Origin of the sequence: Pantoea sp. CS_6 (genome assembly GCF_041954745.1) — a bacterium.
Lineage (GTDB): Bacteria > Pseudomonadota > Gammaproteobacteria > Enterobacterales > Enterobacteriaceae > Pantoea > Pantoea stewartii.
In genome coordinates this window covers 195,034-218,671 of record NZ_JAVAYG010000010.1, presented here as the reverse complement: position 1 = coordinate 218,671, position 23,638 = coordinate 195,034, and the positions used below count along the sequence as shown (strand labels likewise).

21 protein-coding genes and 1 tRNA gene are annotated in these 23,638 nt (G+C 55.2%); 13 read left to right on the top strand and 9 right to left on the bottom strand.

Annotation, left to right across the window (positions count from 1 at the left end):
• Window positions 1-7: 7 nt before the first annotated feature.
• Window positions 8-83, top strand: a tRNA-Trp gene (locus RAC90_RS16345).
• A 110-nt stretch (window positions 84-193) separates the two neighbouring features.
• Here the strand turns inward: RAC90_RS16345 and hdfR are convergent.
• A complete protein-coding gene (gene hdfR, locus RAC90_RS16340; RefSeq protein ID WP_375124553.1) occupies window positions 194-1,018 on the bottom strand; it encodes an HTH-type transcriptional regulator HdfR in 825 nt (274 codons plus the stop codon).
• Between the two features lie 121 nt (window positions 1,019-1,139).
• Here hdfR and RAC90_RS16335 point away from each other — a divergent pair, with 121 nt between their 5' ends.
• The gene (locus RAC90_RS16335) at window positions 1,140-1,478 is read left to right on the top strand and encodes a DUF413 domain-containing protein (protein ID WP_006121163.1); all 339 of its coding nucleotides are present in this window, start codon (window positions 1,140-1,142) and stop codon (window positions 1,476-1,478) included.
• 23 nt (window positions 1,479-1,501) lie between these two features.
• On the opposite strand, the gene RAC90_RS16330 is transcribed toward RAC90_RS16335, so the two are convergent.
• On the bottom strand, window positions 1,502-3,022 hold the full coding sequence (locus tag RAC90_RS16330; RefSeq protein WP_006121162.1) for a YifB family Mg chelatase-like AAA ATPase: 1,521 nt from the start codon (window positions 3,020-3,022) through the stop codon (window positions 1,502-1,504).
• Between the two features lie 330 nt (window positions 3,023-3,352).
• On the opposite strand from RAC90_RS16330, the gene ilvL reads away from it, so the two are divergent.
• The 6 genes from ilvL (at window position 3,353) to ilvA (ending at window position 9,909) form a co-directional block, all read left to right on the top strand.
• Window positions 3,353-3,451: an ilv operon leader peptide gene (ilvL, locus tag RAC90_RS16325; RefSeq protein ID WP_071785161.1), complete on the top strand. Its 99-nt coding sequence runs from the start codon at window positions 3,353-3,355 to the stop codon at window positions 3,449-3,451.
• Between the two features lie 149 nt (window positions 3,452-3,600).
• Window positions 3,601-5,247, top strand: a complete 1,647-nt coding sequence (gene ilvG / locus RAC90_RS16320) for an acetolactate synthase 2 catalytic subunit (protein WP_006121161.1) — start codon at window positions 3,601-3,603, stop codon at window positions 5,245-5,247.
• Complete coding sequence (gene ilvM, locus RAC90_RS16315) at window positions 5,244-5,501, top strand: acetolactate synthase 2 small subunit (RefSeq protein WP_006121160.1); 258 nt, start codon at window positions 5,244-5,246, stop codon at window positions 5,499-5,501. The genes ilvG and ilvM overlap by 4 nt, the downstream gene beginning before the upstream one ends.
• 18 nt (window positions 5,502-5,519) lie before the next feature.
• On the top strand, window positions 5,520-6,449 hold the full coding sequence (locus tag RAC90_RS16310) for a branched-chain amino acid transaminase (RefSeq protein WP_033738329.1): 930 nt from the start codon (window positions 5,520-5,522) through the stop codon (window positions 6,447-6,449).
• Between the two features lie 60 nt (window positions 6,450-6,509).
• Window positions 6,510-8,360, top strand: coding sequence for a dihydroxy-acid dehydratase (ilvD, locus tag RAC90_RS16305; protein WP_006121158.1), 1,851 nt, complete (start codon window positions 6,510-6,512; stop codon window positions 8,358-8,360).
• 1 nt (window position 8,361) lies between these two features.
• Window positions 8,362-9,909, top strand: coding sequence for a threonine ammonia-lyase, biosynthetic (gene ilvA / locus RAC90_RS16300; RefSeq protein ID WP_006121157.1), 1,548 nt, complete (start codon window positions 8,362-8,364; stop codon window positions 9,907-9,909).
• Here ilvA and ilvY read toward each other — a convergent pair whose 3' ends face one another.
• Window positions 9,910-10,791: an HTH-type transcriptional activator IlvY gene (ilvY, locus tag RAC90_RS16295; RefSeq protein WP_039342836.1), complete on the bottom strand. Its 882-nt coding sequence runs from the start codon at window positions 10,789-10,791 to the stop codon at window positions 9,910-9,912.
• A 161-nt stretch (window positions 10,792-10,952) separates the two neighbouring features.
• Here ilvY and ilvC point away from each other — a divergent pair, with 161 nt between their 5' ends.
• Together ilvC and RAC90_RS16285 are read left to right on the top strand one after the other, a co-directional pair.
• On the top strand, window positions 10,953-12,428 hold the full coding sequence (gene ilvC / locus RAC90_RS16290; RefSeq protein WP_033738325.1) for a ketol-acid reductoisomerase: 1,476 nt from the start codon (window positions 10,953-10,955) through the stop codon (window positions 12,426-12,428).
• 310 nt (window positions 12,429-12,738) lie between these two features.
• Window positions 12,739-12,921, top strand: a complete 183-nt coding sequence (locus RAC90_RS16285) for a hypothetical protein (RefSeq protein WP_054632899.1) — start codon at window positions 12,739-12,741, stop codon at window positions 12,919-12,921.
• Window positions 12,922-12,991: 70 nt separating this feature from the next.
• On the opposite strand, the gene RAC90_RS16280 is transcribed toward RAC90_RS16285, so the two are convergent.
• From RAC90_RS16280 to RAC90_RS16270, 3 genes are all read right to left on the bottom strand, one after another.
• Window positions 12,992-14,323: an MFS transporter gene (locus tag RAC90_RS16280; protein ID WP_033738323.1), complete on the bottom strand. Its 1,332-nt coding sequence runs from the start codon at window positions 14,321-14,323 to the stop codon at window positions 12,992-12,994.
• 262 nt (window positions 14,324-14,585) lie between these two features.
• On the bottom strand, window positions 14,586-15,602 hold the full coding sequence (gene yhjD, locus RAC90_RS16275) for an inner membrane protein YhjD (protein ID WP_262959594.1): 1,017 nt from the start codon (window positions 15,600-15,602) through the stop codon (window positions 14,586-14,588).
• Between the two features lie 39 nt (window positions 15,603-15,641).
• Complete coding sequence (locus tag RAC90_RS16270) at window positions 15,642-16,541, bottom strand: LysR family transcriptional regulator (RefSeq protein WP_033738321.1); 900 nt, start codon at window positions 16,539-16,541, stop codon at window positions 15,642-15,644.
• A gap of 115 nt (window positions 16,542-16,656) precedes the next feature.
• Here RAC90_RS16270 and RAC90_RS16265 point away from each other — a divergent pair, with 115 nt between their 5' ends.
• A complete protein-coding gene (locus RAC90_RS16265; protein ID WP_375124552.1) occupies window positions 16,657-17,415 on the top strand; it encodes an SDR family NAD(P)-dependent oxidoreductase in 759 nt (252 codons plus the stop codon).
• Window positions 17,416-17,447: 32 nt separating this feature from the next.
• On the opposite strand, the gene RAC90_RS16260 is transcribed toward RAC90_RS16265, so the two are convergent.
• Window positions 17,448-18,302: a PhzF family phenazine biosynthesis protein gene (locus tag RAC90_RS16260; protein WP_375124551.1), complete on the bottom strand. Its 855-nt coding sequence runs from the start codon at window positions 18,300-18,302 to the stop codon at window positions 17,448-17,450.
• A gap of 105 nt (window positions 18,303-18,407) precedes the next feature.
• Here RAC90_RS16260 and RAC90_RS16255 point away from each other — a divergent pair, with 105 nt between their 5' ends.
• Window positions 18,408-19,031 (top strand): glutathione S-transferase family protein, encoded by a 624-nt coding sequence (locus RAC90_RS16255; RefSeq protein WP_033738317.1) that lies wholly within the window; start codon window positions 18,408-18,410, stop codon window positions 19,029-19,031.
• Here RAC90_RS16255 and RAC90_RS16250 read toward each other — a convergent pair.
• Window positions 18,998-20,488, bottom strand: a complete 1,491-nt coding sequence (locus tag RAC90_RS16250) for a PLP-dependent aminotransferase family protein (RefSeq protein ID WP_205955771.1) — start codon at window positions 20,486-20,488, stop codon at window positions 18,998-19,000. The two genes, RAC90_RS16255 and RAC90_RS16250, sit on opposite strands and share 34 nt — an antisense overlap.
• Window positions 20,489-20,623: 135 nt before the next feature.
• On the opposite strand from RAC90_RS16250, the gene RAC90_RS16245 reads away from it, so the two are divergent.
• The gene (locus RAC90_RS16245) at window positions 20,624-21,211 is read left to right on the top strand and encodes a LysE family translocator (RefSeq protein ID WP_058708221.1); all 588 of its coding nucleotides are present in this window, start codon (window positions 20,624-20,626) and stop codon (window positions 21,209-21,211) included.
• Here the strand turns inward: RAC90_RS16245 and RAC90_RS16240 are convergent.
• Complete coding sequence (locus RAC90_RS16240; RefSeq protein ID WP_033738315.1) at window positions 21,208-23,592, bottom strand: phosphoketolase; 2,385 nt, start codon at window positions 23,590-23,592, stop codon at window positions 21,208-21,210. The genes RAC90_RS16245 and RAC90_RS16240 overlap by 4 nt on opposite strands.
• Between the last annotated feature and the right edge of the window lie 46 nt (window positions 23,593-23,638).

Here is a 23,638-nt window from a genome sequence, read left to right as displayed (position 1 = left end):
CCTTTTTAGGGGCGTAGTTCAATTGGTAGAGCACCGGTCTCCAAAACCGGGTGTTGGGGGTTCGAGTCCCTCCGCCCCTGCCAGAAAAAGAAAAATCCTTTGCGTATGCGAAGGATTTTTTTTTGCCTTAAGAAAAGCAAAACAGAAAACCAGCCAGCAAAGACTGGCTTAATCCTCGCTTTCTTCCCTCTCTTTAATTCGGCACGACTGGAAACTTCAGCAACTGACGGATATACGTCTGCTGATCACTGTTTTGCAGCCATACCGCATACAAAGGCCGCACCGCCACAGACGTATCGGGCATCACTATCAGGTCGCTGTACAAGCTTTGCCAGAACTCGGGCAGAAACGCGCAGGCTCCTGTCGTGTGCAACAATTCACGCGTCACCTGTGCTGATGTCGTTGTTAATACCGGAACATCGTCCCCGCCGGAAAGATAACTTTGGTGCTGATGAAAGTCCGCGCCCCATTCCAGCTTAATATAGTTATATTTCTCACGCTTTTCGGTCTGCCGGGAACGAAACAGTGCCAGCGAGATATGACCTATCTGCTGGCTGGTCAATTCATCCATCTTTGGTGCTTCCGTCGTAATCAATAAATCCAGTTGGCGTTCATGCAACTGTTTAACTAACAAATGACGCTGCGCCACGCGCGCTTCCAGGTGCAGACTTTCCCTGTTTTCGTAGAGTGTCTGAAGCCATGGCGTCAGATAGGCTTCCCAAAGTGAGGCGCTGGCACCAATGGACAGCTCATGATGCTGCTGCGTGTGAGACACTTCTTTCTTCGCCATAAGCCAGGTGTTCATCAGACTTTCCGCGTAAGGCAAAAGACGCTCACCTGCCGAGGTCAAACGGATGTTGTTGCGGTGTCGGGTAAAAAGATTCACTCCCAGTTGGTTTTCTAACTGGCGGATGCGAAAACTGACAGCAGACTGCGTTAAGTAAAGTGCTTCTGCAGCACGCCCGAAATGGCGAGTTCTGCTCACTTCCAGGAAAGTTTTCAGTAATTCCGTATCCACAGCCTTCTCCCAAAATTTGTTTGTCGTATAGATTTAAATGTTTTGTTTTACACTCTGTCAAGCGTATCTAATACTCCGCGCCATAAATAGCACGGCCATAAGAGAAACAGGAGCGTGTAACATGGCGGAAAGCTTCTCAACGGAAAATCGTTTCTTTGATAACAAACATTACCCACGCGGATTTTCGCGTCATGGGGACTTTACGATTAAAGAAGCACAGCTACTTGAACGCCACGGCGTCGCGTTTAATGAGCTGGATCTTGCCAAACGTGAACCAGCGACAGAAGAAGAGCGTTTGTTCATCGAGGTATGTCGTGGTGTCCGTGAGCCGCAGACGGAAGCAGAACGTGTCTGGTCCAAATACATGACCCGTATCAAGCGTCCTAAGCGTTTTCACACGCTGTCAGGCGGTAAGCCACAAATGGATACCGTTGAAGACTACACAGAAAGCGACGATTAATGAAAAGGGGCGAAAGCCCCTTTTTACTGCAGGTTGTTATGAAGATAGGTCATGAGGCGGTCAATGCTTCGGTAACTGACGGCTTCCTGCAAATGATAACGGCTGATCGTCTCTTCACCGGCCAAATCGGCCACCGTGCGCGCCACTTTCAGGATCCGCTGCCAAGCCCGGACTGATAAGCCCAACTGATTTAAAACAGACTCCAGCCACTTCGCATCCGCAGAACAAAGCGCACACCACCGTAATACCTCCGCATTAGCTAAATGAGCGTTGATTTTTCCTGAACGCGCTATCTGTCTTTGCCGGGCAACAAGCACGCGCTCGCGTACCGCCACAGAACTTTCTCCCGTCTGCTGTTGCTGGCCTAACAGTCCCGGCGGTAGCAATGGCACCTCCAGCGACAGATCAAAGCGATCAAGAAAGGGGCCGGAAAGTTTGCTGAGATAGCGTAAAATCTGCTGCGGCGAGGTGCGGTTATGCTGTCCCTGATAGTGTCCTGTCGGACTGGGATTCATCGCAGCGACTAACTGAAAACGTGCAGGGTAAACCACCTTAGCCCTGGCTCGCGAAATCGCGACTTCACCGGACTCAATGGGTTCGCGCAATGCATCCAGAACGCTGCGCTGGAATTCAGGCAATTCATCTAAAAAAAGCACTCCATTATGGGCCAGCGAGATCTCGCCGGGACGGGGCAATGCGCCACCGCCAATGAGCGCATACAGTGAAGCACTATGATGAGGGGCCCTGAACGGCCTTTTACGCCATGAATGATGCACAGGGCCCGCATTACTCAGGCTGGCTATCGCTGCGCATTCTAAGGCCTCCTGATCGCTTAATGGCGGCATGATGCCCGGTAAACGAGTGGCAAGCATGGTTTTGCCTGTGCCTGGCGGTCCGATCAGCATCAGGTTATGTCCACCGGCCGCCGTGATCTCCAAGGCACGGCGTCCTTGTTCCTGCCCGACAATATCGCGAAGATCGTCTGTGATTTCGTCGGTGTTATCGGCGTGGGCGGTGGCAATCGTGAGTTCACCCCTGTTGTGTAAGAAAGCACAAACGTCGATCAAATGGGCGGCTACCAGCGTTGAGCCTTTACGGATTAAACCCACATCAGTCTGGTTTTCTGCTGAGAGAATCAACTGCCTGCCAGCTTTAATCGCCGCAAGGGCAGCCGGAATGGCGGCCTGTACACCACACAGAGCGCCGTTTAGCGCCAGCTCGCCCAGAAACTCATATCCGCCCAGCTTCTCTGCAGGGAGCTGTTCAGACGCGACCAGAATGGCGACAGCCATGGGCAAATCGTAGCGCCCGCCTTCCTTAGGCAGATCGGCCGGGCCCAGATTGATGGTGATTCGCCGGGCAGGGAAGTCAAAGCCGCTGTTAATGATGGCGCTACGGACACGTTCGCGTGCCTCCTTGACGGTAGTTTCCGGTAAGCCCACCAACGTCAGGGCAGGCAATCCGTTGCTGATATGGACTTCAATAGTCACCAGCGGCGCATCAACCCCGATGGCTGCACGTGTCAGAACTTTTGACAAAGACATGGCCGCTCCCAAATGCGGCAAGTCTGCCCTGGCGCTTCAATGACGGCGAGGGCCAAAAGGACAAAATGTAAGCTGCGCCGTGATTTTTTTGCGCACTATACATCCGCACGCTTTTTTTGTGGAACCGGACTTTGAACGCGGTATAACCGCATCGGCATGGTTTTTTTGTCAAAGTCGGGGCTCAATAAAATAATCTTTTAATTACAAATTGATAACGAAAGAACGCAATGGGCCGCAATAAAAAACCTGATAAAAAATATTGTAATTAGCCTACTAACTATGATAACTCTGTAGGCATTACTTCGAACGAGTTAAAGAATCGAATACGTTATGAAAGCCCTTCTACTAGTGATTAGCCTTGTCGTGATTAGCGTGGTGGTGATTATTAACCCACTGTGCGGGGCAACGCTTGGAGCAAGAAAGGCTTAAAAATCAAGCCAGAACTCTAAAAAACCCCCCGCACCGAAAGGTCCGGGGGTTTTTTTTTGACCTGGCAAAATTCAGTAAATCTGCAAGGAACAAACAATGAACAGTAGCATAAAATTCTGTTGTTCCCCTCAGGCGACAGGAGAATAACGATGACAGGTGCACAATGGGTAGTTCAGGCTTTACGCGCACAAGGCGTTGATACCGTATTTGGTTACCCTGGCGGCGCCATCATGCCAGTGTACGATGCGCTATACGACGGCGGCGTCGAACACCTGTTGTGCCGTCACGAGCAGGGCGCGGTGATGGCCGCAATCGGCTATGCCCGTTCAACCGGTAAAACCGGTGTCTGCATTGCCACTTCGGGCCCCGGTGCAACAAATCTGATCACCGGCCTGGCTGATGCCATGATGGACTCCGTGCCGGTTGTCGCGTTGACCGGTCAGGTCGCTTCTGCCTTCATCGGTACGGATGCCTTTCAGGAAATCGATGTTCTCGGTCTGTCGTTAGCCTGCACCAAACACAGCTTCATGGTTGAATCGCTGGATGATTTGCCTTCCGTGATGGCCGAGGCGTTCGCCATTGCGCAGTCGGGTCGCCCCGGGCCGGTATTAGTCGATATCCCAAAGGATATTCAGCTGGCAAAAGGGGAACCTTCACCGCAGTTGATGCCGGTGGAAGAAGCGATGTCGATGCCGCATCAGGCAATTATTGACGCGCGGGCAATGATGGCGCAGGCCAAAAAACCTATGCTGTATGTCGGCGGTGGCGTCGGCATGGCGCAAGCGGTACCGGCACTGCGCGCGTTGATGCAGGAAACCGGCATTCCCGCTGTTGCCACGCTGAAGGGCCTGGGAAGTGTGGATGCCGACAGCGAATGTTATCTGGGCATGCTGGGCATGCACGGCACTAAGGCCGCTAATCTGGCCGTCCAGTCCTGCGACCTGTTAATCGCGGTGGGTGCCCGTTTTGACGACCGCGTCACCGGTAAACTGGACACCTTCGCCCCGCTGGCCAGCGTGATCCATCTGGATGTGGACCCTGCAGAACTGAATAAGCTGCGCCGTGCACATGTGTCGCTGCAAGGCGATCTCAACCATGTCCTGCCGGCCCTGAGCCAGCCTTTACAGATTCAGGCGTGGCGCGACGAAGTCATGGCGCTGAAAGCACAGCATGCGTGGCGCTACGATCATCCCGGTGAAGCCATCTATGCGCCGTTATTACTGAAACAATTGTCCGATCGCAAACCGGCAAACACTGTTGTTACCACCGACGTAGGTCAGCATCAGATGTGGGCGGCCCAGCATATAGCCTGTGACGCGCCTGAAGATTTTATCACCTCCAGTGGCTTAGGCACCATGGGCTTTGGCCTGCCTGCGGCAATCGGCGCACAGGTTGCGCGCCCTCACGATACCGTCATCTGTGTCTCGGGCGACGGCTCGATCATGATGAATATTCAGGAACTGGGCACCATTAAGCGTGGCAAACTGCCTGTGAAAATTCTGCTGCTGGATAACCAGCGTCTGGGCATGGTTCGCCAGTGGCAGCAGCTGTTTTTTGACGGTCGCTACAGTGAAACCATCCTGACCGATAACCCCGACTTCCTCACGCTGGCCAGCGCATTTGATATCCCGGGCCAGCGAATCACCCGTAAAGATCAGGTCGACGCCGCAATCGATGCTCTGCTGAACAGTGAAGGTCCTTATTTCCTGCACGTGTCAATTGATGAGCATGAAAACGTCTGGCCATTGGTACCGCCCGGTGCCAGCAACGCCAACATGATGGAGAAAACCGTATGAACCAGCATCAATTGTCTATCGAAGCGCGCTTTCGACCTGAAATATTGGAACGCATTTTACGTGTAGTACGCCATCGTGGCTTTCAGGTGTGTTCAATGAACATGGCGACTGTGGCTAACGCCGAAAACATTAATATCGAAATGACCGTTGCCAGCCAGCGCTCTGTCGATTTACTGTCTTCCCAGTTAAGCAAACTGATGGATGTCGCCTGCGTCCAGATTCAACAACAGACATCACAACAAATCCGCGCGTAGTCGCGAAAGGAAATAATAATGAGCACCAAGAAAGCAGATTTCATTTGGTTCAACGGCGAAATGGTTAAGTGGGAAGAGGCGAAAGTCAGCGTGATGTCTCACGCTCTGCATTACGGCACCTCGGTATTTGAAGGCGTGCGCTGCTACGACTCACACAAAGGCCCGGTCGTCTTCCGTCACCGCGAGCACATGCAGCGTCTGCACGATTCCGCCAAAATTTACCGTTTCCCGATCAAGCACAGCGTTGATGAACTGATGGAAGCCTGCCGTGAAGTGATTCGCGTGAACAACCTGAAAAGCGCCTACATCCGTCCGCTGGCTTTCGTGGGCGATGTCGGTCTGGGCGTGAACCCGCCGGATGGCTTCACCACGGATGTGATTGTTGCAGCCTTCCCGTGGGGCGCTTACCTGGGCGCTGAAGCGCTGGAAAACGGCATTGATGCCATGGTGTCTTCATGGAACCGCGTTGCGCCAAACACATTGCCAACCGCAGCAAAAGCGGGCGGCAACTATCTGTCTTCCCTGCTGGTAGGCAGTGAGGCGCGCCGCCATGGCTATCAGGAAGGCATTGCGCTGGATACCAATGGCCTGATTTCAGAAGGCGCAGGCGAAAATCTGTTTGAAGTGAAAGATGGCGTGCTGTTTACCCCGCCGTTTACCTCCTCTGCACTGCCGGGCATCACCCGCGATGCCATCATCACGCTGGCGCGTAATATGGGCATCGAAGTGCGTGAACAGGCACTGTCTCGTGAATCTCTGTACCTGGCTGACGAAGTCTTTATGTCCGGCACGGCGGCAGAAATCACCCCGGTACGCAGCGTGGATCGCATTCAGGTTGGCGAAGGCAAATGTGGGCCCGTCACCAAACGCATTCAGCAGGCATTCTTTGGCCTGTTTACCGGCGAGACCGAAGACAAATGGGGCTGGCTGGACCCGGTTAACGCATAACCAGACCTTGCGCGGATGTCGCTGGATGTCCGCGATCTTATTTTGACTGGAGTAAAGAGCATGCCTAAGTACCGTTCCGCTACCACCACCCACGGCCGCAACATGGCTGGTGCCCGTGCCCTCTGGCGCGCAACAGGAATGACCGACGATGATTTCGGCAAACCGATTATCGCCGTCGTTAACTCATTCACCCAGTTTGTGCCGGGCCACGTACACCTGCGTGACCTGGGTAAGCTGGTTGCCGAGCAAATCGAAGCGGCAGGTGGCGTGGCCAAAGAGTTCAACACGATCGCGGTGGACGACGGTATTGCCATGGGCCATGGCGGCATGCTGTATTCTCTGCCTTCACGTGAGCTGATTGCCGACTCTGTCGAGTACATGGTGAACGCGCACTGTGCTGATGCCATGGTCTGCATTTCAAACTGCGACAAAATCACCCCCGGCATGTTGATGGCCGCACTGCGCCTGAATATTCCGGTGATCTTTGTTTCCGGCGGCCCAATGGAAGCCGGTAAAACCAAACTGTCCGATCAGATCATCAAGCTGGATCTGGTGGATGCCATGATCCAGGGGGCTAACCCGAACGTCAGCGATGCTGACAGCGAGCAGATTGAACGCTCCGCCTGTCCAACCTGCGGCTCCTGTTCGGGCATGTTCACCGCAAACTCAATGAATTGCCTGACCGAAGCCCTCGGCCTGTCACAACCGGGTAACGGTTCACTGTTGGCCACCCATGCCGACCGTAAAGCGCTGTTCATTAACGCCGGTAAGCGCATCGTCAGCCTGACCAAACGCTATTACGAGCAGGATGATGTGAATATGCTGCCGCGCAACATCGCCACCAAAGCCGCGTTTGAAAATGCCATGACGCTGGATATCGCCATGGGCGGCTCTACAAATACCGTTCTGCACTTGCTGGCCGCCGCGCAGGAAGGTGAGGTGGACTTTAACATCTCTGATATCGATCGCCTGTCACGCAAAGTTCCTCAGTTGTGCAAAGTGGCACCGAGCACGCCGAAATATCACATGGAAGATGTGCACCGTGCGGGTGGCGTCATCGGTATTCTCGGCGAGCTGGATCGTGCCGGGCTGATTGACACCAGCGCCCGTAACATTCTGCAGCAGAGCCTGCGTGAAACGCTCGATCAGTACGACATCATGCTGACTCAGGATCAGGCGGTGAAGGACATGTTCCGTGCGGGTCCAGCCGGTATTCGAACGACTCAGGCGTTTTCGCAAAGTTGCCGTTGGGACACGCTGGATGATGACCGCGCTGAAGGCTGTATCCGTACGCGCGAACATGCCTATTCCCAGGATGGTGGTCTGGCCGTGCTCTACGGCAACATTGCCGAAGATGGCTGTATCGTAAAAACCGCGGGCGTCGATAAAGAGATTCTGACGTTCAGCGGCCCGGCTAAAGTCTATGAAAGCCAGGATGACGCTGTGGAAGCTATCCTCGGTGGCAAAGTGGTAGCGGGTGACGTGGTTGTGATCCGCTACGAAGGGCCAAAAGGTGGGCCGGGCATGCAGGAAATGTTGTATCCCACCACTTACCTGAAGTCGATGGGGCTGGGTAAAAGTTGTGCCCTGATCACCGACGGTCGCTTCTCTGGCGGCACCTCTGGCCTGTCAATTGGTCACGCCTCACCTGAAGCCGCTAACGGCGGCACCATCGCGCTGGTGAAAGATGGCGATATCATCGATATCGATATCCCAAACCGCGGTATCAGACTGGCCGTACCGGATAATGAACTGCATGCCCGCCGTGAAGAGCAGGAAGCCCGTGGCGACGCAGCTTACACGCCGATGAACCGTCAGCGCGACGTGTCGTTTGCCCTGCGCGCCTATGCATCGCTCGCGACCAGCGCCGATAAAGGTGCTGTGCGCGATAAGAGTAAGCTGGGAGGCTAAGATGGCTGAGGCTCAACCGCTACCCGAGGCGCCCTGCGGTGCCGAGTATCTGCGTGCGGTGTTACGTTCACCGGTATACGAAGTGGCACAGGTTACCCCACTGCAGAAGATGGAAAAAATCTCTGCACGTCTGGGCAATACCATTCTGGTGAAGCGAGAAGATCGCCAGCCGGTGCACAGTTTTAAACTGCGCGGTGCCTACGCGATGATTGCCGGCCTTGATGAAGAGCAGAAAGCACGCGGTGTTGTCACCGCGTCGGCCGGTAACCACGCCCAGGGCGTTGCGTTATCGGCGACGAAGCTGGGCATCAAGTCGCTGATCGTCATGCCGCTGGCGACAGCGGACATCAAGGTGGATGCGGTGCGTGCATTTGGCGGTGAAGCCTTCCTGTATGGTGCCAACTTTGACGAGGCGAAAGCCAAAGCCATTGAACTGGCGACGCAGCAGGGTTACACCTTTGTGCCACCGTTTGACCATCCGGCGGTCATCGCCGGACAAGGCACGCTGGCGATGGAACTGCTGCAGCAGGACGCACATCTCGATCGGGTTTTTGTTCCGGTGGGCGGCGGCGGTCTGGCCGCGGGCGTGGCGGTGCTCATCAAGCAGCTGATGCCGCAAATCAAAGTGATCGCTGTTGAGTCAGAAGACTCGGCCTGCCTGAAAGCGGCGCTGGAGGCTGGTGAGCCGGTGGATTTACCGCGCGTGGGCTTGTTCGCCGAAGGTGTGGCCGTGAAGCGCATCGGTAACGAAACTTTCCGCCTGTGCCAGGAATATCTCGACGATATCGTCACCGTGGACAGCGATGCGATCTGCGCGGCAATGAAAGATCTGTTTGAAGATGTGCGCGCCGTGGCAGAACCTTCAGGCGCGCTGGCGCTGGCGGGCATGAAGAAATACGTACAGCAGCACGATATTCAGGGCGAACGCCTGGCACACGTGTTGTCGGGGGCTAACGTTAACTTCCATGGTTTGCGCTACGTTTCTGAACGTTGTGAGCTGGGTGAACAACGCGAAGCTCTGCTGGCGGTCACGATCCCGGAACAGCAGGGCAGCTTCCTGAAGTTTTGTCAGACGTTGGGTGGTCGCTCAATTACCGAGTTTAACTATCGCTATGCCGACACCGACAAAGCCTGCATTTTTGTGGGCGTGCGGCTGACGCGCGGGATGGATGAGCGCGCAGAGATCATCAGCCAGTTAACGGAAAACGGCTATCAGGTGGTGGATCTGTCTGACGATGAGATGGCGAAGCTGCACGTGCGTTACATGGTGGGCGGACGGCCTTCCAAGCCGCTGCGTGAGCGCCTGTTCAGCTTTGAGTTTCCGGAAGCGCCCGGCGCATTGCTTAAGTTTCTGCAAACGCTGGGCACGCACTGGAATATCTCACTGTTCCATTACCGTAGCCACGGCACGGACTACGGCCGGGTCCTCACGGCCTTCGAGCTTGGCAACGACGAACCGCGTTTTGAAGAGCACCTTGCCGACCTGGGTTACGATTTCCACGACGAAACGCATAACCCGGCATTCCGCTTCTTCCTGGCAGGCCAGTAACTATAGCTGGTGCCAGAATGCACTGATAAGCGGCTCTCCAAGCCGCTTTTTTTGTACACAAACACCCAGCTCCAGCGGTGCGACGGACGCCACGCTTTCCAGCGGCAGCACACGGTTTCGTACCGGCTCAGGGCTGTTCTCCAGCACCACATCCGGCAGCAGCGCAATCCCACAGCCCAGCGCTACCATCGACACGATTGCTTCATGACCGGCAACGGTCGCATAAATCAATGGGTTAACGATGCGATGACGGCGGAACCATAGCTCGATCGCCCGCCGGACCGGTCCCTGCTCGGGCAGGATAAACGGAATCTGTGACCAGTCCGGTGCCTCTTCTGTCGCCTGACTGCGCACCGGACAGGGCAGTGCAGGTGCAATCAGTCCCAGCGGCAACAGTCCCAGCGTGGTGAAATCAATGCTGGCAGGCAGCGATTCAGGTCGACCGGCAATCGCCAGATCGGCATTGCCCGACTGGACCATTTCAATCGCATCGGCCGCATCGCCGGTAGTCAGTTTGATTTCCACCTGAGGATGCTCGGCGCGGAAACGATCCAGAATGGGCGGCAGATGGCTGTACGCGGCGGTCACCGAGCAAAACAGGCGCAGTTCACCACTGAGTGACGGACCGTTGAGATCCATGGCATGGCGCAATTGCTGATACTGCAGTAAGGTTTGTTGTGCAAATAACTTCAGTCTTTCGCCCGCTTCGGTGAGCGTGACGGTGCGGTTATCACGCAGAAACAACGCGTGGCCGACATCCTCTTCCAGCCGCTGAATCTGGCGTGACAGCGTGGACGGACTGACGTGCATGGCCCGTGCGGTGCGGCCAAAATGGCAACTTTCTGCCAGATGTAAAAACAATTTGAGATCGCGTAAATCCATACAGGTTCCACCTCAGGAATGCATTGCGATTATTGCAATGTAATGTTGTTAATATATCAATTTAAGCAACAGAAATCCTGTCATATGATGGGGTCATTCGCGGTGCTGAATCTCACGCCGTCAACAGACAAAAGCAAACACAACATTTAACCGGAGTACCCATGGCTAATTACTTCAACACACTGAATCTGCGCAACCAGTTAGCGCAACTGGGCAAATGTCGTTTTATGGGGCGTGACGAGTTCGCGGATGGCGCCAGCTTCCTGAAAGGCAAAAAGATTGTGATTGTGGGCTGTGGTGCGCAGGGCCTGAACCAGGGCCTGAACATGCGCGATTCCGGTCTGGATGTTTCTTATGCCCTGCGTGCAGAAGCCATCGCCGAAAAACGTGCCTCGTATCGCAAAGCCACCGACAACGGTTTCAAAGTGGGCACTTACGAAGAACTGATTCCTCAGGCGGACCTGGTGGTTAACCTGACGCCAGACAAACAGCACTCCGCCGTGGTTCAGGCTGTACAGCCACTGATGAAAGACGGTGCCGCGCTGGGCTATTCACACGGCTTCAACATTGTCGAAGTGGGCGAAACCATCCGTAAAGATATCACCGTCGTTATGGTGGCGCCGAAGTGTCCGGGCACCGAAGTCCGTGAAGAATACAAGCGTGGCTTCGGGGTACCGACGCTGATCGCGGTTCACCCGGAAAACGATCCGAAAGGTGAAGGTATGGCTATCGCCAAAGCCTGGGCTTCTGCCACCGGTGGTGACCGCGCTGGCGTGCTGGAATCCTCTTTCGTTGCGGAAGTGAAATCTGACCTGATGGGTGAGCAGACCATTCTGTGCGGTATGCTGCAGGCCGGTTCTCTGCTGTGCTTCGATAAGCTGGTGGCTGAAGGTCACGATGCGGCGTACACTGAGAAACTGATTCAGTTTGGCTGGGAAACCATCACCGAATCCCTGAAATTTGGCGGCATTACGCTGATGATGGATCGCCTGTCTAATCCGGCGAAACTGCGTGCTTACGCACTGTCTGAGCAGCTGAAAACCATCATGGCTCCCCTGTTCCAGAAGCACATGGATGACATCATCTCAGGCGATTTCTCTGCTGGCATGATGGCGGACTGGGCGAATGACGATAAGAAGCTGCTGACCTGGCGCGAAGAGACCGGTAAAACCGCGTTCGAAACCGCCCCTCAGTTCGACGGCAAAATCGAAGAGCAAGAATACTACGACAAAGGCGTTGTCATGGTTGCCATGGTCAAAGCGGGCGTTGAGCTGGCATTTGAAACCATGGTAGATGCTGGCATCATCGAAGAGTCGGCTTACTACGAGTCACTGCACGAGCTGCCGCTGATCGCGAACACCATTGCCCGTAAACGCCTGTATGAAATGAACGTGGTTATTTCTGATACCGCTGAGTACGGTAACTACCTGTTCTCTTTTGCGGCGGTGCCGCTGCTGAAAGAGTTTATGGCCTCACTGCAGCCGGGCGATCTGGGTAAAGCTATTGACGGCACGCAGGTGGATAACGCCCAACTGCGCGACGTTAATGAAGCCATTCGTCAGCATCCTATCGAGCAGGTTGGCCGCAAACTGCGTGGTTACATGACCGATATGAAACGCATCGCGGTTGCAGGCTAAGTCGCACCGCCACCGTTTTCAGCAAATGTAAGACAAAAAGGCGCAGCCATCTGGCTGCGCCTTTTTGTTTTAGCATGCGCCTGGCGACACGATAACAGGCGGTAAAAGGCTCCTGTAACCAACATACTGACACCCGGCAAGAATAAGGAACATGCCAGCCGTAAGGTTGCCAGCAAAATACTCGTGATGATGTCTGAGGGCATAGCATACGGCGACAGAAGCGACAGCCGTGCGCTGCGGGTCGGGTCGGCATTCAGTCAGTCCCCGCCTTTTCCCCAAATGCGCTTCGGGAAGAGTCTGGCTGCGCAATGTGTGTAGATTTATCGCAAACGGCTATCTGCTTAATGGTCCACTGCGTCGTGTTTTGCCGGACTGGCACAGTGAAAACACAACACCGATGACGCCCTGGGCCATCACCTTACCCAACCGTCTGCTGCCGCTAAAAACCCGGGTTTTTATCGATGATTTTATGGCCTGGCTTAAGTCGAAATAGCGCGCTTTCGCCGCGAAAACGCATAAAAAACCCGGCCTGAGCCGGGTTTTTTTATGAGCGTGATCTGAGATCACACTTCATACAGCGTTTGATGCCGGGTTTCTTTACAGGCAATCAGGGCGATCAGCGTCAGGAAGGCCATAGAGGCCAGGTACAATCCGACGGCATATAAGCCGTAGTGCACGTTCAGCCAGGTTGCGATATATGGCGCAACGGAGGCCCCCAGAATCGACGACAGGTTGTATGAGAACGACGCGCCGGTATAGCGCACTTCTGTCGGGAACAGCTCGGGCAGCAGCGCACCCATCGGGCCAAATGTCAGGCCCATAATGCTTAATCCCAGCAGCAGGAAGGCCATCACCAGCGCCTGAGAGCCGGAACCCAACATCACAGGGAACAGGAATGAGAAACCAATAATCATCAGCGTAATGGTGATCATGGTTTTCCGGCGACCAAAGCGGTCAGCCAGCAGGCCCGCGATGGGGACCATCACGCCGAAGCCAATGACCGCCATCATCAACATCCACAGCATGCTGTTACGTGAGATGCCCAGCCCCGCAGGCGCGGCGGCGGTGCCGTAACTCATTGAGTAAACTGTCATGATGTAAAACAGCGTGTAGGTGGCGAGCATGATGAAGGTGCCCAGAATGGTCGCCGTCAGATGTTTGCTCAGAAGTGAGGCAATCGGCACGCGCACCTGCTTCTTCTCTTTCTGCACTTTGGCAAAGACCGGACTTTCATGTAGCGACACGCGCACATACAGGCCAATCAGGACCAGCACGGCAGACAGTACAAAAGGCACGCGCCAGCCCCACTGCATAAACTGCTCGTCGGTCAGCAACCAGGAGAGCAGCAGGAAGGTGCCGTTGGCAAAAAAGAATCCAATGGGCGCACCCAACTGCGGGAAGGAACCGTACAGCGCACGCTTTTTGGCTGGCGCATTTTCCGTGGCCAGCAGGGCCGCACCGCCCCATTCGCCGCCGAGTCCCAGGCCCTGACCAAAGCGGGCCAGTGCTAACAGCAGCGGGGCCAGAACGCCAATGCTCTGATAGCTGGGTAACAAACCAATGACCACGGTAGAGATCCCCATGGTCAGCAGCGAGGCTACCAGGGTGGCTTTACGACCGACACGGTCACCGAAGTGACCAAACAGCGCTGAGCCGATAGGGCGCGCAACGAACGCAATCGCGAAGGTCGCCAGTGACTGTAGCGTGGCGACAGTGGCATCACCCTGAGGAAAAAAGATATGCGGAAAGACAATGACCGCGGCGGTGGCATAAATATAGAAATCGAAAAATTCGATGGCGGTGCCAACCAGTGAAGCAATAACGACTTTACTGCGTGAGTTCACTGGCGTTGGCTCATGTTGTTTATCAAGAGTTTCTGAGATGGAGGCTTGCATAAATGTTTCTTATTTTTAAATACCGTTAAGGAATCTTACGCACCTGTATAGCGGCATTCAATGGCTGGAAACCGCGTCAGCCGCGGCTTTCTCTGCCTAAAAGTAGAAAATCTTTGCCTGATGTGAAATGTCGGAGAATGGCAGCGTTAACAGAGATAAACATGGCGAGATACTCTGTGAAAGCGCTGAAGAAAAGTGACCCCCTGGTTATTCATGCTGTAAAGTGGCTGATAAATAACCGGGGGCAGGGATTTTTCGCTGGTTACTGCTGTTCGTGGGTGGCCATTGCGCCTTTTTCAGGCATGCGTGGATCGTCTTTGTATTTGGCGGTGGCAATCCAGGCCGCGCAGAACAATGTCAGGCGGGCAAAGAAATAGAAGAACGCCATCAGCCCCAACACCGAGCCAAAAGCCGCACCCGAGGGCGAGCTGGCGAGTTTCGGCAGCGTCAACGTCATCACAAACTTAATGACTTCAAACCCGATGGCCGCCAGTAAGGTGCCACGCAGCAGGGCTTTTTTGCGCGGTTTATGGCGAGGCAGAATCCAGAAAATCCACAGAAACAGCAGATAATTTGCCAGTACAGAGATGGACGTCGCGATGATCGTCAGTGCCGGGCGCAACCATTCAATGCCATCCAGCCCTAACGCATTAACGATAGTCGCCTGGGCGGAACCGGCGACGGAGGTCAGTGACAAAGTAATCACCAGCGCCAGCATCAGGCCGGTCAGAGACAAGAAGTCGCGAATATAGCGTTTCCAGATCTTCTCTTTATCGTCAGGTTGACGCTCCCAGACGTCGCGTGACTGCGCGCGAATAGCCTCGCGTAAATTCCCCATCCAGTTGAGACCGGAATACAACGCCAGCAACAAACCGGTGATGCCCACGGTTGCGCGTTGCTGAATGGCCGTGTTCACGGTGTTTTTTAACGTGGTCGCCAGCGACGGATCGCTGATGCTGCTGACGATTTTGTTGATGATATCGGTCAGGAGGTCCGGATTCGAGGCCAGCACGAAACCCACGGCAGCAAAAGACACCATTAAAATGGGGATGAGCGACAGAAACGAAAAATAGGTAATGGCGGCACCAAACTGGCTGCCGAGGCGATCGTTAAACCGATCCAGCGCGCGAATAAAGTGCGCTACCGCCGGTATCGCCTGGAACCAGGCGGCGAAGCGTGATACGCGCACGATGGAGCGATCAACGGACTTGTTGCCGGTTTTAATATCGATCAGCGGTTTGGCGCCTTTTACGTTGTCCTGCTCGTCTGTCATAGACATTCACTTTCCTGTTGAACCTTAAAATCACATTATAGCCTGTCAGGTGACATACTCCTGGAGCACCTGACTTAACCACTCCATAAACACCCGAACCCGACGCGCGACATTCCGGCGATGGGGATAGAGCAAGTGAATGGGCATCGGTTTGGCCGGGAACGCATGGAGCACCTCGACCAGTTGACCGCTTTCCAGATATTTTTGGATGCCCACCGTCGGCACCTGAATAATGCCCAGGCCCGCAAGGCAGGCGGCGCGGTAGGTTTCGGTGCTGTTCACCGTCACGACGCCGCCCGTGTGCACATAGTGGCACTGCTTACCATCGAAGTATTCGAAGCCCTGCGCCGCCTGACCTAACGGCTGGCTGTAATGCACCATTGCATGCTGCGACAGTTCTTCAAGCCGAATCGGCCTGCCAAAACGCGCAAGATAGTCAGGACTGGCACAGTTAATCAAGGTGTGCGTACCTATACGGCGGGCGATCAGTCCCGAATCTTTTAGCTCGCCAACGCGAATCACACAGTCAAAACCTTCGCGAATGACGTCAACCTGGCGATCGTTGCTGCTGAGTTCAATTTCCACGCCAGGATAGTGCTGAAGGAATTCAGGCAGACGCGGAAGAATAAGATCGCTCGCCATTGCCACGGACATGTCGACCCGCAGTTTGCCACTTAACGTCGCGGGATCGTGCTGAAACAGGCTGTCCATATCGCCAATCATCGCCAGCAAATCAAGACAGCGATCATAGTATACCAGGCCATCCTGAGTCAGCTGCACGCGGCGGGTAGTACGATGCAGCAGCCGTGTGCCCATCAGATTCTCCAGCGCCTGAATTTGCCGTGATACGCTGCCTTTTGGTAACCCAAGGCTGTCAGCCGCCGCCGTAAAACTGCCCATCTCTGCAACTCTGACGAACACCTGCATTGCATGAATTTTATCCATATAGCCTGCCGATTGTTGTTGTAAGTGGAACAGTGCTGCGCATTCTTAAGCGTTTATAGAACAATTTTTAACGAATATCCTGAATCTGTGTTCAATTTTGCAACAGGAAATCAACATGAATCGTAAAATCGTCTTGATTACGGGCGCAAATCGCGGTTTAGGCAAGAATGCAGCGCTAAAACTGGCGGCAAAAGGCCGGGATATCATCCTGACGTACCGCAATCATCAAAACGAAGCACAGGACGTCGTCAACGCTGTTGAGCGCGCAGGCGGCCGCGCCATAGCGCTACAGCTGGATGTGGGTGATGTTAGCCAGTTCGACCGCTTCATTTCTGATGTCAAAAACACCTTACAGCAGCACTGGCAGCGTGAGACATTTGATTATTTAGTGAACAATGCCGGGCATGGTCACTACAAACCTTTTGCCGAGACGACGGAAGCGGAATTTGATGCGCTTATGAATGTGCATTTCAAAGGGCCGTACTTCCTGACGCAAAAACTGCTGCCTGTTATCAGCGACGGCGGGCGCATTCTGAATATCTCCAGTGGATTAACGCGCCTGACCTATCCTGGCTCGGGCACCTATGCGGCGATGAAAGGGGCGATGGAAGTGCTGACCCGTTACCAGGCCAAAGAGCTGGGGGAACGTCGAATCCGCGTTAATATCCTGGCGCCGGGCGCGATTGAAACGGATTTTGGCGGTGGACGGGTGCGTGACGATAAAGCCGTGAATAAAAGCATCGCTGCGTTGACCGCTCTGGGGCGGGTCGGATTACCTGATGATATTGGCGACGCCATTTGCGCCATTCTGAGCGAGGAAACCGGCTGGATCACCGCGCAACGCATCGAAGCATCGGGCGGGCAGGGACTGTAACAGTAAGGGCGACTCCGTCGCCCTGTCGTGTCTCAGGGCGTAACGTCAATTGTGCCCTCAACGATCGTCACTGTTTTTCCGCCAATCCAGATGGTTTCGTCCTCATAAGCCACGTTCACCCGGCCCTGACGTCTGACCTGCGTGCCCTGACGAACGCGGTAATTGTGCGGTTTACCCTGAGCCGCGAAGTAGCGCGCCAGGCAGGCATTTGCGCTGCCGGTAATCGGATCTTCTGTCAGGCTGCCGTGCTCAACCAGTAATCCCCGCACTTCATACTGTTCTGTTTCTCCCGAGGGCAGCGGGCCAAAGGGCATTACACCATCCACGCTGGCGTGGGTAATTAACCGCTCAAGATCGTTGACGTCGGGTATGACGGCGCGCACCGCCTCGGCACTGACCATCGGGATAAGCAACCAGCGAATGCCCATATCCGCCACGGTGACAGGCTGTGAATGATCCAGCGCGTCGCTGTTTAATGCTGTGCTGATCAGGGCATCGTGGTAGGGCGTCAGGGTGGCGCTGGGCGCGGCAAAAGCCAGCGTACCATCGGATGCGATTGTCACCACCACATTGCCGACGCCGCACTGCTGCACCATCCTGCCTGGTGTTTTGGTTTTCCAGCCCGCCTCAAGCAGGGCATGGGCGGTACCCAGCGTGGGATGACCTGCAAACGGTAGCTCGCCCTGTACGGTGAAGATGCGCACGCGGTAGTCAGCCTGGCTGTCTTCTGGCGGCAGGACAAAGGTCGTCTCGGATAAGTTGGTCCAGCGTGCAATCGCCGCCATCTGCCTGTCGTCGAGGCCCTGCGCATCCATGATGACGGCCAGCGGATTGCCGTTGAACGCAATCGAGGTGAAAACGTCCACTTGTTTAAACGCAACCTTCATTGTCACTCCTTTTCATTGAGATAAAGCGGTTTTTTCATGCTCGGGCAATTGCTTATGTCAGTTAAGAGGGCTATGAATAAGTTAAGCAACCGGATGGAGCCTGCTATGTTAAAAATTCTTGGACGCGCCTCCTCAATCAATGTGCGCAAAGTATTATGGCTGTGTGACGAGCTGGACCTGCTTTACGAACGCGAAGAGTGGGGCGAAGGTTTCAAATCCACTCACTCGCCAGAATTTATGGCGCTTAATCCCAATGCCATGATCCCGGTATTACTCGACGACGACTTTGTCATGTGGGAATCCAACGCTATTTTGCGCTATCTGGCCACGGCCTATGGCGGCGAGTGGCTTTACCCGGAAAATCCGCGCGCGCGCGCGCCGGTGGATCAGTGGATGGACTGGCAATCAACCGAACTTAACACCTCGTGGCGCTATGCCTTTATGTCGCTGGTGCGCCATTCGCCCGCGCATCAGGATCCCCGCCTGTTAGCTGCGGCCTGCAAAGGCTGGTCCCATACCATGGGGATTCTCAACCAGCAGCTGGAGCACACCGGTCGCTATGTCGCCGGACGCAACTTCACGCTGGCGGATATCCCGATTGGCCTTGCCGTGAACCGCTGGTTTGAAACCCCGCTGGATCATCCCGACCTGCCGGCTGTCCGGACCTATTACGAGCGTCTGACTGAACGCCATGGTTATACCATCTGGGGACGGAACGGAACGCCCTGAGTCCGACCCGGCGGCAGGCCTGCAAGTTCACAGGCGATGGCACCGACGCGGGCGATAGCGCGAATGTAGCGATCGGTAAACGGATAGCAGCACGAGAGGCGCAGTGCATGGTTATAGCGCTCACTCAGCGAATACAGCGCGCCGGGCGTCACGCAGATCTGCTCTTTCAGCAGACGAGAGAACATCTCGGTCGTGTTCACGTTGCCCGGCAGTTCCACCCAAAAAACAAAGCCGCCGCGCGGCAACGTGGCCTGCGTGCCCTGGGGAAAATGCTGGGCAATTAACCCTCGCGCCTCATCCAGATTGCTGGCATAACAGCGCCGCAGGCTACGCAGATGATGGTCATAACCGCCATTGGCAAGAAACTCTGCCAGCGTCTCTGACAGCAGAGCGGACTCCGCCATCGATGACACGGCTTTAAGCCGTGCGATAGCATCGTGGAAGCGTCCGGCCGCAATCCAGCCGACACGGAAATCCGGCGCAACGGTTTTGGTAAAGCTGGTGCAGTATAAAACCCAGCCCTGCTCGTCAAAGGCCTTCACGGCAGGGGACAGCGGCCAGTCAAACTGCAATTCATCGTAAAGGCCGTCTTCGATGAGCGGAACTTTGTAAGTATTTACCAACCTTGCGAGCCTTTTCTTGTCGGGCAGGCTCATACAGTAACCCAGCGGATTTTGCGCCGTGGGCATCGCCACAATCGCCTGAAGTCGCTCTTCCTGCAGCAGCATTTCCAGCGCATCCAGCGACAAACCACGCTGCGGATCGGTGGGGATTTCCAGCGCTTTGAGGCCGAGTGAAGCCAGCAAAGGGAACAAAAAAAAGTAGGTAGGTGATTCCAGCCCTACGCAGTCGCCGGGCTGCGTCACCGCGCGCAATGCCAGCTGCAACGCCTCCATGCAACCATGGGTGAGGGTGATATCATCGGCGGTGAGTGACTGGCCCGCATGTAATGCGCGTCGCGCAATCTCCTCCCGTAAGCGCTCACTACCGGGCGGAAGCGCATAGCGACCGATAAGGTTGGGATTGCGTCGTAGCAATGAGGCGGTGATGCGGGCTAACCGGGCCGAGGGGAACAGTTCGCTGTCCTGCGGGCAGGCCAGCGAGATATTGATGTAATCAGGATGATTCTGCGCGGCGAACACTTTATCGATCAAATCCAGCTTTTCGTTGCTGGGATCGCGTATCACACGAGCAGCGTGCTGAGTATGCCGGGTGACCACAGGCAGGACGCCGCGCACGTAATAGCCTGATTGCGGTCGTGCCTCAATCAGGCCACGGTTCTCCAGCAGCTGCCAGGCATTCAGCACGGTGTTCACGCTCACCTGGTGCGACTGGGCGACGCGACGGATAGCCGGTAAGCGCTTACCCGGCTTGAGAGTACCCTGATGAATGGCCTCTGCGAAGCTATCGGCCAGTTGCTGGTAAAGCGTTTGTTCAGGCTGAATTTCAAGGGACACAATTGCCTCCTGGCACGACAGGTACAGTTTGACATCAGCGTGATTGTACCCATCAAAATAGCCATTTCCTGTCCCTGTTACCATCACTTTTCGCAACGTAGCATGGTGCTCTGTCTCCCTGTCAGGAATACCATGATGCTTGATCCCTCTTTTTTCAGTTATGTCACCGTGATGTCGATTACGCCGGGTCCTAACAACCTGTTGCTTGCCACTTCCGGCGTGAATTTTGGTATGCGCCGGACGCTGCCGATGGTGTTTGGCATTTTACTTGGATGCGGCCTGCAAACGGTTATTGCGGGCATGACACTGGGGCTGTTGCTGCACTGGATGGCATCCATCCGCTTGCCGCTTACGCTGGTGGGATGTAGCTATCTGCTGTGGCTGTCCTGGAAAATATTTCGTGCGGCTGCACCTGAGGCCCGGCACAAGCCTCAGCCGATGACGTTTCTCGGCGGTGCCTGCTTTCAGGCGGTGAATCCTAAAGCCTGGTTAATGGCCAGCAACGTGGCGCTGTTGTACAGCGCCAACAGTCACGTCCTGATCGTGATGGCGAGTTTTATGCTGCTCAACCTGCCCTGCATATTATTGTGGGCGGCGTTAGGTGACCGCCTGCGCGGTCACCTGCAAATCGCCTGGAAACGCCAGCTGTTCAACAGCCTGATGGCGCTGTCACTGGTGGTAACGACGATCTGGATGCTGGCCGATGCTCTGAAAGCGGTTTAGTCCGGTGCGCCGGGGGCGCTGGCGGAGGGCCACTTCCAGTTCTGCACCTCCGGCACATCTTCGCCATAGACCCGTACATAGCGATGATGCTCTGCCAGGCGCTGCTGCAGATCGTCAGGCAGTTCAGGATGGCGATCGGCAAGTCCCGGGATATGCCTGATGGCCGCCAGCGCCAGATGATAGCGATCCAGCTCGTTCAGCACCGTCATGTCGAAAGGCGTGGTAGTTGTGCCCTCTTCATTAAAGCCATGCACATGGAAATTACGATGGTTATTGCGTTGATAGGTCAGCCGGTGGATCAGACTGGGGTAACCATGGAAGGCAAAAATCACCGGCTTGTCTGCGGTAAACAGCGCATCAAACGCCTCTTCTGACTTGCCGTGAGGATGCTGTTTCTGCGTTTGCAGCGCCAGCAGGTCTACCACGTTAACCACCCGAATGCGCAGGTCCGGCAGATAACTTCGCAGCAGATCGACGGCCGCCAGCGTTTCCATGGTGGGCACATCACCCGCGCAGGCCATCACCACATCCGGCTCTGCGCCCTGCGGGGTTGTGCCGGCCCAGTGCCATTCACCCATTCCGGCCTCGCAATGGGCGATGGCGCTGTCCATGTCCAGCCACTGCGGCGCAGGCTGTTTGCCGGCCACAATCACGTTGATGCGGTCCCATGTTCGCAGACAGTGGTCGCCCACCCATAACAACGTATTTGCATCGGGCGGCAGGTAAATACGCACGATGTCGGCTTTTTTATTGGCAACGTGATCGATAAAGCCCGGATCCTGATGACTGTAACCGTTATGATCCTGACGCCAGACGTGAGAAGACAGCAGATAGTTAAGCGAGGAGATGGGCTGACGCCAGCCCAGCTTGCGTGTCACCTTTAACCATTTGGCATGCTGGTTGAACATCGAGTCAATGATGTGAATAAAGGCTTCGTAGCAGTTAAATAATCCGTGCCTGCCGGTAAGCAGATATCCTTCCAGCCAGCCCTGACACTGATGTTCACTGAGAATTTCCATTACCCGACCATCGGGGGCCAACTGCTCATCATAAGGCTCAATAGCTTCAAGCCAGGTGCGGCTGGTGGTGTCAAATACCGGCGTCAGGCGGTTAGAGGCGGTTTCATCCGGACCAAACACGCGGAAATTGTCCCGATTGCGTTGGAACAGGGCGTTAAGATAACGGCCAAACTGTTCAGTTGCCTGTCCGGCCTGCGAGCCGGGCTGCTGTGTATCGAAAGCAAATTCGCGAATATCAGGCGTAACTAATTCACGGCGCAGTAAACCACCGTTGGCAAACGGGGACGCGCCCATACGTTTGTCGCCCTGTGGGGCCAGCGCCTGCAGTTCCGGCTTAAGCCGCCCCTGTTCATCAAACAGATCGTCAGGCTGATAGCTGCGCAGCCAGTTCTCCAGAATGTTACGGTGGTCTTCGTTTTCGCGGCAGGCCGCTACGGGCACCTGGTGCGCCCGCCAGAAACCTTCCACTTTCTTGCCATCTACCGTTTTCGGCCCGGTCCAGCCTTTAGGGCTGCGCAGGATAATCATCGGCCAGCGGGGAATGGCCTTCATTGGTGAGCCCTGCCGGGCGGCCTGTTGAAAGCCGGCAATCTCTGAAAAAGCGCGATCCAGCGTGTCGGCCATCAACGGATGCATCTCTTCAGGTTCATGACCGCAGACAAACAGCGGTTCATAGCCGTAACCGCGAAACAGCTGACGCAGATCGTCGTCACTGGCGCGGCCCAGAATCGTTGGATTCGCAATCTTATAACCATTCAGATGCAGAATGGGCAGCACGGCACCGTCGCGCTGGGGATTAAGAAACTTAATCCCGTGCCAGCTGGAGGCCAGCGGCCCGGTTTCGGCTTCGCCGTCGCCAATGATGCAGGGCGCGATCAGATCGGGGTTATCAAAGACAGCGCCAAAGGCATGAGAAAGTGAGTAGCCTAACTCTCCACCTTCATTGATCGAGCCCGGGGTTTCGGGTGCCGCATGACTGGGAATACCGCCCGGAAAAGAAAACTGTTTGAACAGCTTCTGCATGCCGTCGGCATCCTGACGGATATGCGGATAGATTTCGCTATAGCTCCCCTCAAGCCAGGTATTCGCAACCATGCCAGGCCCGCCATGGCCGGGACCACAGACATAAATAAGGTTGAGGTCGCGCTGACGAATAATCCGGTTCAGATGGGCATAGATAAAATTCAGTCCGGGCGTGGTGCCCCAGTGGCCCAGTAAGCGCGGTTTAATATGCTCTGGCTTCAATGGCTCGCGTAACAGCGGATTGTCCATCAAATAAATCTGCCCGACAGACAGATAGTTAGCGGCGCGCCAGTAGCGATCAAGTAACGTGAGTTCGTGTGCCGTGTTCGGTTGAGCCATGCCATTTTCTCCTGCATTACGTCAGACGATGCACTAACCCTAATAG